The sequence below is a fragment of the Nocardia heshunensis genome (genome assembly GCF_054782115.1).
On the sequence record NZ_BAAGTC010000020.1, the window covers coordinates 94,508 to 108,478 of the forward strand.

Consider the following 13,971-nt stretch of genomic DNA (forward strand, 5'->3'; position numbering starts at 1 on the left):
GGGTCCACGCGACAGAACAACCGACAAAGGGTACGCCGCGAACCGACGGGTTGGCACGGCAACCATCATGGTGCGCGAAAACCTTGTTCCGAATCCCGTTCCGATGATATTGCGCAAAACGGCCGCCACCCCGGAGGGTGACGGCCGTCGGAGGCTGGAGTGTCGCGGTCAATCCCGCAGCGGACGCCCCTGCGGGTCCGGGACCTTGCCGGTGAGGATGAGGATGCCGTCGATCAGCGCCCAGATGCCGCAGCCACCACAGGTGACCAGCTGCAGCACGCCGATGGTGGTGTAGCCCATGTAGAAGCGACCGAGACCGAGACCGCCGACGAGCAGCTGCAGCAGACCCGCGGTCAGCTTGCTCTTGTCCGACAACGGAACTCCGAACGGATCACGACCGTAGGGGGCTTCAGGGTCGCCGCCGTAGGGGCCCGCAGGACCGGGGGCCCCGTACGGCGCGGGCTGCTGGCCGTAGGGCTGCGCCGGCTGACCGTAAGGCTGGGCGGGCTGGCCGTAGGGCTGCTGGCCCGGGAAGGGCTGCTGCCCGTACTGCGGCCCGGTGCCGGGCGCGCCGTACTGGGGCCCGTCCTGCGGCGGCTGTTGGTTGAAGGGGTCGGTCACGCGAGTCCTCCTGATGTGCGGATTTCAGGAGCCATTCTTGCCGGACTCGACAGTTTTCGCCTGGTCGACGGACTCCTCGGCCTCCGGCTCGGAACCACCGGATTCGGAGGAGTTATCGCGCTCCGTCTCCGATTCGTTGCCGGGCGTGGCGGATTCGGACTCCGACTTCTTCTCCGATGCGTCGGAATCGTCCGATTCCGTGGCGGTTTCGGCCACCACCGCTGTCGCACCGAAGGCCCGCAGCGCGCCGAACTGCCACGGCCACGGACGCTCGATCCCGGGGCGCAGTTGCTCGGCCGACTCGCGGCCCTTGGTCGCGAACAGGAAATAGGCCACGGCGCAAAGGAATACGATCGCCGAGGTGAAGGTGTTCACGCGCAGACCCAGGATGTGGGTGGCCTCGTCGTCGCGCAGCAACTCGACGAAGAACCGGCCGAAGCAGTAGACCGCGACGTAAAGCGCGAACAGGCGGCCGTGGCCGATGCGGAACTTGCGATCCAGGTAGAGCAGGACGCCGACGCCGAGCAGATTCCAGATCAACTCGTAGAGGAAGGTCGGCTGCACGATCCGAATCGGCGCGCCCGCGGCGGTGCCGTTCATCATGTCCAGTCCGCCACTGTGATCGAAGCGCTGGTAGATCTCGAGACCCCACGGCACGGTGGTCTGGCGGCCGTAGAGCTCCTGGTTGAAGTAGTTGCCCAACCGGCCGATGGCCTGCGCCAGCAGGATTCCCGGCGCAATGGCATCGCCGAAGGCGGGCAGCGGAATCCGATACACGCGGCAGCCGATCCAGGCGCCGATGCCGCCGAGCAGCACCGCACCCCAGATGCCGAGGCCGCCCTCCCAGATCTTGAAAGCGTTCATAGGGTGACCGTCGTGGCCGAAGTACTTCTGCCAGTCGGTGGCCACGTGGTAGAGCCGACCGCCGATCAGACCGAAGGGCACCGCGAACATGGCGACGTCGAGCACCTGCCCGGACTGTCCGCCGCGCGCGATCCAGCGCTTCTCCCCCAGCCAGATGGCCGCGACGATGCCGATGATGATGCAGATCGCGTAGGCCCGCAGCGGGAACGGCCCGATGTCCCACACGCCACGCGGCGGGCTGGGGATATACGCCAGGACATCAGCGCCGGTGCTCTCGGCAAGGGCTCGTAAGGTCACGAGTCCCCACCGTAGCCGAAATGGGTTCCGGCGCGCCGACCCAGGGCGGACGCGCCGGAACCCTCCGGTGCTACTGGGCGTCGACGAGTTCCAGCTTTTCCTTGTGCTGCTTCTCGCTGAACATGGTGAGGATCAACAGCAGAACCGCGCCGATGCCGCCGCCGATGAGGATGGTGAAGCCGCCGTTCCAGCCGAAATGATCGACCACGAAACCGATTACGGCACTGGCCGCGACCGAGCCGCCGAGGTAGCCGAACAGGCCGGTGAAGCCCGCCGCCGAGCCCGCTGCCTTCTTGGACACCAATTCCAGTGCGTGCAGGCCGATCAGCATGACGGGTCCGTAGATGAGGAAGCCGATGACGATCATGCAACCCATGCTGACGGCCGGGCTGTCGGCGGGGGCCAGCCAGAAGATGACGGTCGCGACGGTCACCAGGCCCATGAAGAGGACACCGGTGGCGCCGCGGTTGCCGCGAAACACCTTGTCCGACATCCATCCGGCGAGCAGGGTGCCCGGAATGCCCGCATACTCGTAGAGGAAGTACGCCCACGAGGACTTGTCCAGCGTGAAGTGCTTCACCTCCTTGAGGTAGGTCGGCGACCAGTCGAGAATCCCGTAACGCAACAGATATACGAAGACGTTGGCGAAGGCGATGTACCACAACAGCTTGTTCGGCAGGATGTAGCGGTTGAAGATCTCCTTGGCGGAGAGCTCCCGCTCGTCCTGCGCCGAATAGTCGGCCGGATAGTCGTTCTTGTACTCCTCGATCGGCGGCAGCCCCACCGACTGCGGGGTGTCGCGCATCAGGAAGTAGGCGATGACCGCCACGACGATGGCCATGAACGCGGGCATGTAGAACGCCGAACGCCAGTCGTGGAACCACGCCATGCCGAGCAGGAACAGCAGCGGCGGCAGGCCACCGCCGACATTGTGCGCGGTGTTCCACACCGACACGATCCGCCCGCGCTCCGACTGCGACCACCAGTGCACCATGGTCCGTCCCGAGGGCGGCCAGCCCATGCCCTGGAACCAGCCGCACACGAACAGCAGCACGAACATGATCAGCACGCTCGAGGTGGACCAGTCCACGAAGCCCATGAACAGCATCACCGCGGCGGACAGGATCAGGCCCAGCGGAAGAAAGATGCGCGGGTTCGAGCGGTCGGAGATCAGGCCCATGACGAACTTGGAGACGCCGTAGGACAGCGAGATGGCCGAGAGCACCAGGCCCATCTGACCTTTGGTGTAATCGCCGTGTTCCCCGTCGGTCAGATAAGGGATGGCGAGCGCGAAGTTCTTGCGCACCAAGTAGTACGCGGCATATCCGAAGAAGATGCCGATGAAAATCTGCCACCGCAGTCGCTTGTAGAGCGGATCGATGTCCTTCTCGGGTAACCGCTCCTTGTGGGGCGCGGGCGCGAGGATACTCAGCATGCCCCGGACATTAACTGAGAATTATCTGTATTTTCAAATCCTTCCAAACGAGTTTTGCAAACGTGTTTTCAATAAAAAGAAAGGGCGCATACCGATTTCGGTACGCGCCCTTTCCAAGTGTGTTTTGTTACGAGGAAACCGAGGCCGAACGTACGCCCTGCGCCAATTCCGCGGTCAGCGTGCGAACCGCGTCCAAACCCTCCGCGGCCGCCGATACCAGGGCCGAACCCACAATGACGCCATCCGCGTAGGAGGCGATTTCGGCCGCCTGCGCGCCATTGCGCACACCCAGGCCGACACCGATCGGGATATCGGAATGTGCGCGCACGCGGGCACACAGCGCCGGGGCCATGTCCGAGACCGCGTCACGAGCGCCGGTGACACCCATGGTCGAGGCCGCGTACACGAAACCCTTGGACGACTCCAGGGTCTTGACCAGTCGCTCCTCGGTGGAGGAGGGGGCGACCAGGAAGATGCGATCCAGGTTGTGGGTGGAGGACGCCACGAACCAGTCGTCGGCCTCCTCCGGGATCAGGTTCGGTGTGATCAGGCCGAGCCCGCCCGCCGCCGCCAGATCGCGGGAGAAGGTGTCGACGCCGTACTGCAGCACCGGGTTCCAGTAGGTCATGACGACGGCCTTGCCGCCCGCCTGGGAGATGGCCTCCACGACCTTGAACACGTCGCGCACCCGGACGCCACCGGCGAGCGCCTGCTCGGCGGCCCGCTGGATGGTCGGGCCGTCCATCACCGGATCGGAGTAGGCGACGCCCACTTCGATGATGTCGCAACCGGATTCGACCATGGCGCGGCAGACGTCGATGGAGCCCTGCACATCCGGGTACCCGGCGGGCAGGTAGCCGATCAGGGCCGCGCGGTTCTCCTCGCGGCAGGCCGCGAAGGTGTTGGCGAGACGGGACTGCTGGCTCACTGGGCTTCCCCCTCGGGCTCGTCGAACAGCCCGAACCATTGGGCGGCCGTATCCATGTCCTTGTCACCGCGACCGGACAGGTTCACCACGATGATCTTGCCGGGGCCGAGTTCCTGACCGAGCTTCAGCGCGCCCGCGACCGCGTGCGCCGACTCGACGGCCGGGATGATGCCCTCGGCGCGGCTGAGCAGCAGCAGCGCGTCCATCGCCTCGGTGTCGGTGATCGGGTAGTACTGCGCCCGGCCGGTGTCCTTGAGGTAGGCGTGCTCCGGGCCGACGCCCGGGTAGTCCAGACCCGCGGAGATGGAATGCGATTCGATGGTCTGCCCGTCCTCGTCCTGCAGCAGGTACGAGTACGCGCCCTGGAAGGCGCCCGGGGTGCCACCGGTGAAAGTGGCGGCGTGACGGCCGGTTTCGACGCCGTCGCCGGCGGCCTCGTAGCCGATCAGGCGCACGCCCGGATCGTCGATGAAGGCGTGGAAGATGCCGATGGCGTTGGAACCACCACCGACACAGGCGGTTACCGCATCCGGCAGCCGACCGGTGTGCGCCTGGATCTGCTGACGCGCCTCCAGGCCGATGATGCGCTGGAAGTCGCGCACCATGAGCGGGAACGGGTGCGGGCCCGCGGCGGTGCCGAAGCAGTAGTAGGTGCGGTCGGCATTGGTGACCCAGTCGCGCAGCGCCTCGTTGATGGCGTCCTTGAGCGTCTGCGAACCCGTTGTCACGCTGATGACTTCGGCGCCGAGCAGGCGCATGCGGGCCACGTTCAACTGCTGGCGCACGGTGTCGACCGCGCCCATGTAGATGACGCATTCGATGCCCAGCAGCGCGCACGCGGTGGCGGTGGCGACGCCGTGCTGGCCCGCGCCGGTCTCGGCGATGACACGGGTCTTGTTCATCCGCTTGGCCAGCAGCACCTGGCCGAGCACATTGTTGATTTTGTGAGAACCGGTGTGGTTCAGGTCTTCCCGCTTGAGGAAGATGCGCGCGCCACCGGCGTGCTGGGCCAGGTTCTTGCACTCGAACACCGGCGAGGGACGGCCGGTGTAGTCGCGCTGCAACCGGTCGAGCTCGTCGAGGAAGTTCGGGTCCACCCGACACTTGTCGTATTCGGCGGTGACCTCTTCGATCACGGCCATCAACGCCTCGGGCACGTGGCGGCCGCCGTAGACGCCGAAGTGGCCGCCCAGGTCGGGCTCGTGGCTCTTGTTGGTGACGCCGGCGCTGGCCTGCGGGAGGCCGGGAGCCTTCTCAGTCTGTGTCATCGGCTCTTTCACCGTCCCCGGCGAACCGGTTTCGGGCAGGAAGGATGGGTTCCGGCGGTCACCAGCTCGGCCACGGCGGCCCGCGGGTCACCGCTGGTCACCAGGCCCTCGCCGACGAGCACGGCGTCCGCGCCCGCTCCGGCGTAGGCCAAAAGGTCTGCGGTGCCGCGGATTCCGGATTCGGCGACCCGGATGATCTCACTCGGCAGGCCGGGGGCGATGCGCGCGAACACATCCCGGTCCACCTCGAGGGTCTTGAGGTTGCGGGCGTTCACGCCGATCACGGAGGCGCCGGCCTGCAACGCGCGGTCGGCCTCCTCCTCGGTGTGCACCTCGACCAGCGCGGTCATGCCGAGCGATTCGGTGCGGTCGAGCAGCGAGGCCAGCACGTCCTGTTCCAGCGCGGCCACGATCAGCAGGATCACGTCCGCGCCGTGGGCACGGGCCTCGTGGATCTGATACGGGCCGACGATGAAGTCCTTGCGCAGGATCGGGATGTCCACGGCCTGGCGGACCGCGTCGAGATCCGCGAGCGAACCGCCGAAGCGACGCTGCTCGGTCAGCACGCTGATGATGCGCGCGCCGCCGTCCTCGTAGGCCCGGGCCAGGTCGGCGGGGTTGGCGATATCCGCGATCGCACCCTTGGAGGGGCTGGCGCGCTTCACTTCGGCGATCACGCCGATCCCGTCCGCGTGCAGGGCGGCCTTGGCGTCACGCGGGGACTTGGCCTTCGCGGCGGCGGCCTTCACTGCCTGGAAATCCAGAACGGCTTCGCGAGCGGCCACATCCGCGCGGACCCCGTCGAGAATCGAGTCGAGTACCGTCATCTGGCTCGAATCCTTTCTGGGGAGACGGACTTGCTGCCTGAGAATCCCCCCAGGCGCTGTCTCACCGATGCTGATAAAGAGTAAATGGCTATGTTCCCGTGCTTGACGGCGGGGCAGGAGTCGGCTTCACTGCCGCTCCCCCACCCAGCTCAGTGGCGTTGGTCTCGCGATCCGCTGTCATCCGGATCATCGTGCGGGGCAGGGTGATTGGTTTCGTCGTCGGTCGGATCGACACCTTCGTCGAGCGCGTCCCACAGCACGCGGCCCGACAACTGCCCGGTCGAGGCGTCGGGTGACCCGGATCCCGGGTCCCGGACACGGGCGTGATGTGCGGCAACCTGCTCGGCCGCGGAGAGCTTCCGCGCGGCGGGATTGTCGTATTTTCCGGACATGCGCGCCGACTCGGAGGACTGCCGCACCAGCAGCAGACCCGCCGCGAAGGCCGCCACCGCACCGGCCAGCGACACCACGGCGGGTAGCGCCGAGGTGGTCACCGCGCCCGCGTGATCGCCGCCGTGCAGCTCGGCCAGCCGCTCCGCACGACCCTCGGTGCCGTGATGGGTGAGCAGCGCGTACGCGGGGACCGCCGACATCGCGGCCACCACCGCGACCACGACACCGACACCGCGCCGCCACCAACCGTGGGTGGCGAACACGGCCGCGATGGTGGCCAAGAAGACCAGCGCCAGCGGTGTCAGCGCGCCGAACCAGACCCCGCCGTTGAGGTCCTTGTGCCGGGGTAGGCCGTAGTCGCTGGTGATCTCGATCTTGGCCCAGTTCATTCGCGAGGACGCCCACAGCAGGGCGGCCGCGACGGCGAGCAGCGCCACCGCCGCCAGTGGCCGCTGACGCTTGCGCGGCGCGGCGGCCTCGGATTCGGCTGCCGAGTCGGCTTCGGGCGCAGCGGCTTTCGCGGCCTCGCTGTCCGGTAAAGCGCTGTCCGCCGAATTCGCGCCGGGTTGCGGATCACTCATTCGGGTTGGCCGGTCGGGCGGTAGGCGCGCACGGTTTCCGCGGCGGCGATGGCCTTGAGGACGGCCATGGCCTTGTTGCGGGATTCGACGTCCTCGTAGTCCGGGTCGGAGTCGGCGACGATGCCGGCCCCGGCCTGGACGTAGGCGGTGCCGTCCTTGAGCAGGGCGGTGCGGATGGCGATGGCGGTGTCGGCGTCACCGGCGAAGTCGAGGTAGCCGACGACACCGGCGTAGACGCCGCGTCGGGTGGGCTCGAGTTCCTCGATCAACTCCATGGCGCGAACCTTCGGCGCACCGGAGAGGGTGCCCGCCGGGAAGCATGCCTGCACCGCGTCGAGCGCGACCTTGCCGGGCTTGAGGCGACCCGACACCGTCGAAACCAGGTGCATGACATGCGAATACCGCTCGACGTGGCGATACTCGGTGACCTTCACCGTGCCGGGCTCGCAGACGCGGCCCAGATCGTTGCGGCCCAGATCGACGAGCATGAGGTGCTCGGCGTTCTCCTTCTCGTCGGCGAGCAGGCCCTTCTCGAGCAGGAGATCGTCCTCCTCGGTGACGCCGCGCCAGCGGGTGCCCGCGATCGGGTGCGTGGTGGCCACGCCGTCCTTCACCGTCACCAGCGATTCCGGGCTGGAACCGACGATGGAGAACGCGGTGCCGCCGGAGCCGTCCGGGATGTGCATGAGGTACATGTACGGGCTCGGGTTGGAGGCGCGCAGCATGCGGTAGAGATCCAGCGGAGTTCCGTTGTACTCCATCTCGAAGCGCTGCGAGAGCACCACCTGGAAGGCCTCGCCCGCCTCGATCTCCTTGACCAGTCGGCGCACGCCCGCACCGAATTCGTCGGAGGTGCGCTGGCGGCGGTAGTTCGGTTCGGGGCGGTCGAAGACCGAGACGGTCGAGTCGGCGGGGGCCGCGAGGGCTTCGGTCATGCGGTCCAGGCGGGCGACGGCGTCGTCGTAGGCCTCGTCGACGCGCTCGTCGGTGCCGTTCCAGTTGACGGCGTTGGCGATCAGGGTGATCGCGCCCTCGTGGTGGTCGAAGGCGGCCAGGTCGGTGGCCAGCATCAGGACCATCTCGGGGACCTGCAGGTCGTCGGTGGCCAGGACGGGCAGGCGTTCGAGGCGGCGGACGGTGTCGTAGCCGAGGTAGCCGACCAAGCCGCCGGTCAGCGGCGGCAAACCGGGCAGGCGTTCGGTGCGCAGCACTTCGAGGGACTCGCGCAGGGCGATGAGCGGATCGCCGCCCACCGGCGCGTCGGCCGGGGTCTGGCCGAGCCAGGCGGCCTGGCCGTCGACCACGGTCAGGGCGCTGGGGCTGCCCGCGCCGATGAAGGACCATCGCGACCAGGAGCGGCCGTTTTCGGCCGATTCCAGCAGGAAGGTGCCGGGCCGGTCGGCGGCCAGTTTGCGGTAGGCCGAGAGGGGAGTCTCGGAGTCCGCCAACACCTTTCGGACCACCGGGACCACCCGGTGATCGGCCGCGAGCGCCCGGAACTGCTCCCGGGAGGTGGTCGAGTCAGTAGCCGCGTTACGAGGCAAACCTTGCGCGCCGTGCATTCACCCATCATTCCAGGCCCGATGATCGGTTCAGAAATCGCGCTCCCCGGCCCAGCCGAGGAGGCACCTGTGGCGAATACCTGAAGCGGTCATCACTACACTCGCGCCGGTCTCCATGCTCAGGAGATCGTCACTGCTCCGGCAGCAAGATGGAGAGGTCGCACGCGGTATCCCCATTTTCGAGAGGAGTTCAACACAGATGTACCCCTCGCAACCGGTAGCACCGGAGGGTCCACGGCACGCAGCTCCGCAGATCGCCCCGGGTATCCACCCCGGCCAGCCGCCGCGGATGATGAATATGAATCCGGGCGGAAAGTACTCCGCCATCGCCTCGTTCGTCACGTATGTGAAGGCCCTGGAAGCCCTCGACCCGCGGAGCTTCCCGGACGAGTACGCCGAGCACACCGACCGCATCAGGGAACTGAAGCCGTTCCTGCGCGCGCACGGCATCCTCGATGTCATGGAGATCAAGAACCCGGAGGTCGCCGCCCTCATCGGCGTGTGATTCCGACACCCCGTGTCGGGGGTGGTTGGGGCTCCGGGGGTTTCACCCCCGGACCCCCAAGCAAAGCAGGTTCACAGCCAGGTCCAGATAGGTTGTGCACGATGGAAATTGGGGTAGGGTTCGGGGTATGAAGGCAGGTCAGCTCGCTCCTAATTTCGAGCTTCCGGATCAGTCGGGGACCTTGCGGTCGCTCGAGTCGTTGCTGGCCGAGGGGCCGGTGGTGTTGTTCTTCTATCCGGCCGCGAATACGCCGGTGTGCACCGCGGAGGCTTGCCACTTCCGGGATCTGGCAACGGAGTTCAAGGCCGCGGGGGCCAGTTGCGTGGGGATCAGCGCGGATTCGGTGGATGTGCAGCAGGGGTTCGCGGAGAAGCAGGGGCTGGGGTATCCGGTGCTGTCCGACGCAGGCGCGAAGGTGGCGGCCGAGTTCGGGGTGAAGCGGGGGCTGTTGGGGGCACTGGTGCCGGTGAAGCGGACGACGTTCGTGATCGATCCGGATCGGACCGTTGCCAAGGTCATCAACAGTGAGCTGCGCGCGAATGTGCACGCGGACGAGGCTCTGCAGTTCCTGCGCAATCGCGCCTGACGAACTTCACGGTCCACATTCGGCCCGGTCGTGCCGCTTGTCGGCGCGGCCGGAGCGTCGATGCTTCGTGTGCCGACGAATCGGACATACGCTGGGCGCATGACTACGCCGAGCACCGAGCAGTCGGAGGGTAAGCGTTCAACCTTCGTCACGTGGCGCAATCGCATCATTGCCGGTGTCATCGCCGCGGTGGTCTTGTGGCTTGCGTACTTGATTCTGGCGGCATTCATTCCGCGATGGTGGGCGCAGCGGCTCGCGGAAATGGTGGGTTCGAGTTTCGCAAAAGGGATCTGGTACGGCCTGATAATGGGCGCGGCATGTACGGCTGTGCCACTTTTTCTGTTGTTGGCGGCGGGCCTGAGCTGGCGGAAACGGGGCGGTAGGTTTATCGCCGGTGCCGCAGCGGTTCTCGCACTCATCGTGGCCATCCCGAATTTGATGACGCTCACCATCGTCCTCGGCGATTCCAATGCCGCACACGCCGGTCAGCGCATTCTCGATGTCGACGGTCCCGGATTCCGAGGCGCCGCACTCGCGGGCGCGATCGTGGCCGCGGTGCTGTTCCTGGCGGTGGCATTTCTCTTGATGCGCAGGCGATTTCGCCGCCATCGTGCCGAACGCCAGCGCAACCAACCGGAAAAGCCGCGCGTGTCGCCGGAAACTCCGGCTAATCCTCCAGAAGTCGGCACGAACTGATTTACCGTCGCGACACGCGTGATCGATGTCACGTCATTCAGCAACACCGTGACTGACGAGCGAAATCGTGGCAAACTTTGACGTGCGAGTGACTCGTCAGATGCCGAATCGCAGACTCTCCCATCGGCCGGCACAACGGGGAACTTGGCTGCTACGAGAGGGCGCGCACGGTGACCAAGTGGTTGAATCCCATGGAACAGCGAGCTTGGCGTACCCTTGTCGCGCTGACCACCAGACTTCCCGCGGCCCTGGATACTCAGCTGCAACGCGAGTCCGGGATTACCCATTTCGAATACTTCGTGATGACTCTGCTCTCCGAAGAACCGGGCCACCGGTTGCAACTGAGCGAGCTTGCGCAAAAGGCAAACGCATCGCTATCACGGCTGTCGCACGTGGTCTCCAAACTCGAACGTCTCGGCTGGGCCGAGCGCGTCAGCATCACCGGTCGGCGCGGGGCGCAGGCGGTGCTGACCGATGCCGGGTTCCGGAAGGTGACCGAGGCGGCGCCCGGCTATCTGGAGTGCGTACGCGGCCTGGTGTTCGACGGGCTGGACGCCGAGCAGACCGAGCAGCTGCTCGCGCTGGGCGAGACGCTGGTGGCGCAGCTGGACAAGGGCATGGGCCGCGGGCTCGGCCGCTCGGGGCGGCCGATCTCGCATCTGGACGTGAATTCCCAGGAAACGGGCTAGATTCCGGCCACAAGCACGCCGGAATGACGGTCAGTCCTGTTGCGCCAGAAGCACGTCGGTATCGAAGCAGGTGTGCGTGCCGGTGTGGCAGGCCGCGCCCTCCTGGTCGACGATGAGCAGCACGGTGTCCCCGTCGCAGTCGAGGCGCACCTCGTGCACGTACTGGGTGTGGCCGGAGGTCTCGCCCTTGACCCAGTACTGCTGCCGCGAGCGCGAATAGTAGGTGCCCTTGCGGGTTTCCAGGGTGCGCGCCAGCGCCTCGTCGTCCATCCACGCCATCATGAGCACGGCGCCGGTGGACTTCTCCTGCGCGACGGCGGCGAACAGGCCGTCGGCGTTGCGCTTGAGCCGGATGGCGATCGCCGGATCGAGGGAGCTCATCGGACCGTGATTCCTTCCGCGCGCATGGCGTCCTTGACCTGACCGATGGTGAGGTCGCCGAAGTGGAAGACGCTGGCGGCCAGCACCGCGTCCGCACCGGACTGCACGGCGGGTGCGAAGTCCTCGACCTTGCCCGCGCCGCCGGAGGCGATGACCGGCACCGAGACCGCGGCCCGCACGGCCCGGATCATGGTGAGATCGAAGCCGGCCTTGGTGCCGTCGGCGTCCATGGAGTTGAGCAGGATCTCGCCGACGCCCAATTCGGCTCCGCGCACGGCCCATTCGACGGCGTCGATGCCGGTGCCGCGCTTGCCGCCGTGGGTGGTGACCTCCCAGCCGGACGGGGTGGCGGGCTGGCCTTCGGGCACAGTGCGGGCATCGACGGACAGCACGATGCACTGCGAGCCGAAGCGCTCCGACATCTCGCGCAGCACCTCGGGGCGGGCGACGGCGGCGGTGTTCACCGACACCTTGTCCGCGCCCGCGCGCAGCAGTCGGTCCACGTCCTCGACGGTGCGCACGCCGCCGCCGACGGTGAGCGGGATGAAGATCTGCTCGGCGGTGCGGGTGACGACGTCGATCATGGTGCCGCGGTCGCCGGTGGAAGCGGTGACGTCGAGGAAGGTCAGCTCGTCCGCGCCCTGCGCGTCGTAGGTGGCCGCCAGTTCGACGGGATCGCCCGCATCCCGGAGGTTTTCGAAGTTGACGCCCTTGACCACGCGGCCCGCGTCGACGTCCAGGCAGGGGATCACTCGCACTGCCAAACTCATTGTTCTGCCTCTCCTCGGACTCGATCGGCCGTCTCGGCGATCAGGTCCAGTAGTTCCTCGTGCACGCCGGGCGCGGCGGCCAGCACCGATCCGGATTCGATGGTCCAGTCCTTGCCCAGCAGGTCGGTGACGACCCCGCCCGCGGCCCGGACCATCGCCACCCCGGCGGCGTTGTCCCACGGGTGATGTCCGAACACAACCGCCCCGCCCAGAATTCCCGAGGCGGTGTAGGCCAGGTCGATGCCGGTGGACCCGTACATGCGCTGCCGGCCGGACAGCCGCGACAGCGCGCCCAGCAGGTTGAATCGGAAGATGCCCGGAATCCGGCCCGCCCCATCGAGATTGAAGCTGCCGAAGCCGATCATGGCGGTGGCGAGCTTGGCCGGGGCCAAGGGCGGCAACGGCTTTCCGTCCAGCAGCAGCGGCCCGCCCTGGATGGCGGCGTACCGCTGGCCCAGGATGGGCAGCCAGGTCAGTCCGATGACCGGGACGCCGTCGCGCACCAGCGCGAGCAGCATGCCGCACATGGGGCTGCCCGCCGAATAGTTGAAGGTGCCGTCGATGGGGTCGAGCACCCAGGCGGTGCCGGTGGTCAGCTGCGGGCCACCGAATTCCTCGCCGTGCACCGGGATTCCGGTGCGCTGCGCGAGTTCCCGGGAAATCGTCCGCTCGAGTTCCAGGTCGAGTTCGGTGGCGAAGTCGTTGCGCCCCTTCTCGACCGCGCTCGGCGCCCCGATGCCTTCCACGAATCGCGGTGTGGCGGAGTCGAGCACCGCCGTGGCGATGCTGAGCAGCTCGTCGAGTTCGGGCACGGTCAGCGGACCGCGGCCAGGGCTTCGGGCAGCGTGAACCGGCCCGCGTACAGCGCCTTGCCGATGATCGCGCCCTCCACGCCCTCGTCGACCAGGGTGGCGATGGCGCGCAGGTCGTCGAGCTGCGAGATGCCGCCCGAGGCGATGACCGGGGCCTCGCAGGCGTTGGCGACCTGGGCCAGCAGGTCCAGGTTCGGCCCGGTCAGGGTGCCGTCCTTGGAGACGTCGGTGACCACGTAGCGCGAGCAGCCGTCGCGTTCGAGCCGCTCGAGCACCTCCCACAGGTCGCCGCCGTCGGTGACCCAGCCGCGCCCGCGCAGCCGCCACTCACCGTCGATCATCTTGACGTCCATGCCGACCGCGATCTTGTCGCCGTACTCGCCGATGGCGCGGGCGCACCACTCCGGGTTCTCGATGGCCGCGGTGCCCAGGTTGACGCGTGCGCAGCCGGTGGCCAGCGCGGCCTTCAACGATTCGTCGTCGCGGATGCCACCCGACAGCTCGACCTTCACATCGAGCTCGCCGATGACACCGGCCAGCAAGTCGCGATTCGAGCCCTTGCCGAAGGCTGCGTCCAGATCCACCAGATGCACCCACTCGGCCCCGGCATGCTGCCAGGCCAGGGCGGCGTCACGCGGCGAACCATAACTGGTTTCGCTGCCCGCCTCCCCTTGAACCAGGCGCACGGCCTCACCATTGGCGACATCGACGGCGGGTAGCAGCACAAGACTCACGGGAGCAGCTTAGTGGTTGCCG

The 13,971-nt window shown here is 67.2% G+C and carries 16 protein-coding genes; 4 read left to right on the forward strand and 12 right to left on the reverse strand.

The window, feature by feature from the left end; all coding sequences use genetic code 11:
• Positions 1-168: 168 nt before the first annotated feature.
• The 8 genes from ACYVN4_RS36650 to ACYVN4_RS36685 all read right to left on the reverse strand — a co-directional run bounded on the left by ACYVN4_RS36650 (position 169) and on the right by ACYVN4_RS36685 (position 8,776).
• A complete protein-coding gene (locus ACYVN4_RS36650) occupies positions 169-621 on the reverse strand; it encodes a TM2 domain-containing protein (RefSeq protein WP_460727336.1) in 453 nt (150 codons plus the stop codon).
• 24 nt (positions 622-645) lie between these two features.
• On the reverse strand, positions 646-1,782 hold the full coding sequence (gene lgt, locus ACYVN4_RS36655) for a prolipoprotein diacylglyceryl transferase (protein WP_460727338.1): 1,137 nt from the start codon (positions 1,780-1,782) through the stop codon (positions 646-648).
• A gap of 70 nt (positions 1,783-1,852) precedes the next feature.
• Positions 1,853-3,217 (reverse strand): glycerol-3-phosphate transporter, encoded by a 1,365-nt coding sequence (gene glpT / locus ACYVN4_RS36660; protein ID WP_460727340.1) that lies wholly within the window; start codon positions 3,215-3,217, stop codon positions 1,853-1,855.
• 127 nt (positions 3,218-3,344) lie between these two features.
• A complete protein-coding gene (gene trpA / locus ACYVN4_RS36665; protein ID WP_460727342.1) occupies positions 3,345-4,145 on the reverse strand; it encodes a tryptophan synthase subunit alpha in 801 nt (266 codons plus the stop codon).
• Positions 4,142-5,413 carry a tryptophan synthase subunit beta gene (gene trpB / locus ACYVN4_RS36670; RefSeq protein ID WP_460727344.1) on the reverse strand — a complete coding sequence of 424 codons (1,272 nt, stop codon included), beginning with the start codon at positions 5,411-5,413 and terminating at the stop codon, positions 4,142-4,144. The genes trpA and trpB overlap by 4 nt, the downstream gene beginning before the upstream one ends.
• Positions 5,414-5,421: 8 nt before the next feature.
• Positions 5,422-6,240 carry an indole-3-glycerol phosphate synthase TrpC gene (gene trpC / locus ACYVN4_RS36675; protein WP_460727346.1) on the reverse strand — a complete coding sequence of 273 codons (819 nt, stop codon included), beginning with the start codon at positions 6,238-6,240 and terminating at the stop codon, positions 5,422-5,424.
• Positions 6,241-6,389: 149 nt separating this feature from the next.
• On the reverse strand, positions 6,390-7,214 hold the full coding sequence (locus ACYVN4_RS36680; RefSeq protein WP_460727348.1) for a TIGR02234 family membrane protein: 825 nt from the start codon (positions 7,212-7,214) through the stop codon (positions 6,390-6,392).
• Positions 7,211-8,776: an anthranilate synthase component I gene (locus ACYVN4_RS36685; RefSeq protein ID WP_460727350.1), complete on the reverse strand. Its 1,566-nt coding sequence runs from the start codon at positions 8,774-8,776 to the stop codon at positions 7,211-7,213. The genes ACYVN4_RS36680 and ACYVN4_RS36685 overlap by 4 nt, the downstream gene beginning before the upstream one ends.
• A 298-nt stretch (positions 8,777-9,074) precedes the next feature.
• Here ACYVN4_RS36685 and ACYVN4_RS36690 point away from each other — a divergent pair, with 298 nt between their 5' ends.
• The 4 genes from ACYVN4_RS36690 to ACYVN4_RS36705 all read left to right on the forward strand — a co-directional run bounded on the left by ACYVN4_RS36690 (position 9,075) and on the right by ACYVN4_RS36705 (position 11,252).
• Positions 9,075-9,281, forward strand: coding sequence for a hypothetical protein (locus ACYVN4_RS36690; RefSeq protein ID WP_460727352.1), 207 nt, complete (start codon positions 9,075-9,077; stop codon positions 9,279-9,281).
• A 127-nt stretch (positions 9,282-9,408) separates the two neighbouring features.
• A complete protein-coding gene (locus tag ACYVN4_RS36695; protein ID WP_460727355.1) occupies positions 9,409-9,867 on the forward strand; it encodes a peroxiredoxin in 459 nt (152 codons plus the stop codon).
• Positions 9,868-9,966: 99 nt separating this feature from the next.
• The gene (locus ACYVN4_RS36700) at positions 9,967-10,563 is read left to right on the forward strand and encodes a permease (protein WP_460727357.1); all 597 of its coding nucleotides are present in this window, start codon (positions 9,967-9,969) and stop codon (positions 10,561-10,563) included.
• A gap of 191 nt (positions 10,564-10,754) precedes the next feature.
• Complete coding sequence (locus tag ACYVN4_RS36705; RefSeq protein WP_460727927.1) at positions 10,755-11,252, forward strand: MarR family winged helix-turn-helix transcriptional regulator; 498 nt, start codon at positions 10,755-10,757, stop codon at positions 11,250-11,252.
• A 30-nt stretch (positions 11,253-11,282) separates the two neighbouring features.
• On the opposite strand, the gene hisI is transcribed toward ACYVN4_RS36705, so the two are convergent.
• Genes hisI through priA form a run of 4 tightly spaced genes read right to left on the reverse strand, consistent with a single transcriptional unit; the run spans position 11,283 to position 13,949 of the window.
• The gene (gene hisI / locus ACYVN4_RS36710; RefSeq protein ID WP_460727359.1) at positions 11,283-11,633 is read right to left on the reverse strand and encodes a phosphoribosyl-AMP cyclohydrolase; all 351 of its coding nucleotides are present in this window, start codon (positions 11,631-11,633) and stop codon (positions 11,283-11,285) included.
• Positions 11,630-12,403 (reverse strand): imidazole glycerol phosphate synthase subunit HisF, encoded by a 774-nt coding sequence (gene hisF, locus ACYVN4_RS36715; protein WP_460727361.1) that lies wholly within the window; start codon positions 12,401-12,403, stop codon positions 11,630-11,632. The genes hisI and hisF overlap by 4 nt, the downstream gene beginning before the upstream one ends.
• The gene (locus ACYVN4_RS36720) at positions 12,400-13,221 is read right to left on the reverse strand and encodes an inositol monophosphatase family protein (RefSeq protein WP_460727929.1); all 822 of its coding nucleotides are present in this window, start codon (positions 13,219-13,221) and stop codon (positions 12,400-12,402) included. The genes hisF and ACYVN4_RS36720 overlap by 4 nt, the downstream gene beginning before the upstream one ends.
• A complete protein-coding gene (gene priA / locus ACYVN4_RS36725) occupies positions 13,218-13,949 on the reverse strand; it encodes a bifunctional 1-(5-phosphoribosyl)-5-((5-phosphoribosylamino)methylideneamino)imidazole-4-carboxamide isomerase/phosphoribosylanthranilate isomerase PriA (protein ID WP_460727363.1) in 732 nt (243 codons plus the stop codon). Before priA ends, ACYVN4_RS36720 begins: the two co-directional genes overlap by 4 nt.
• Positions 13,950-13,971 lie beyond the last annotated feature (22 nt).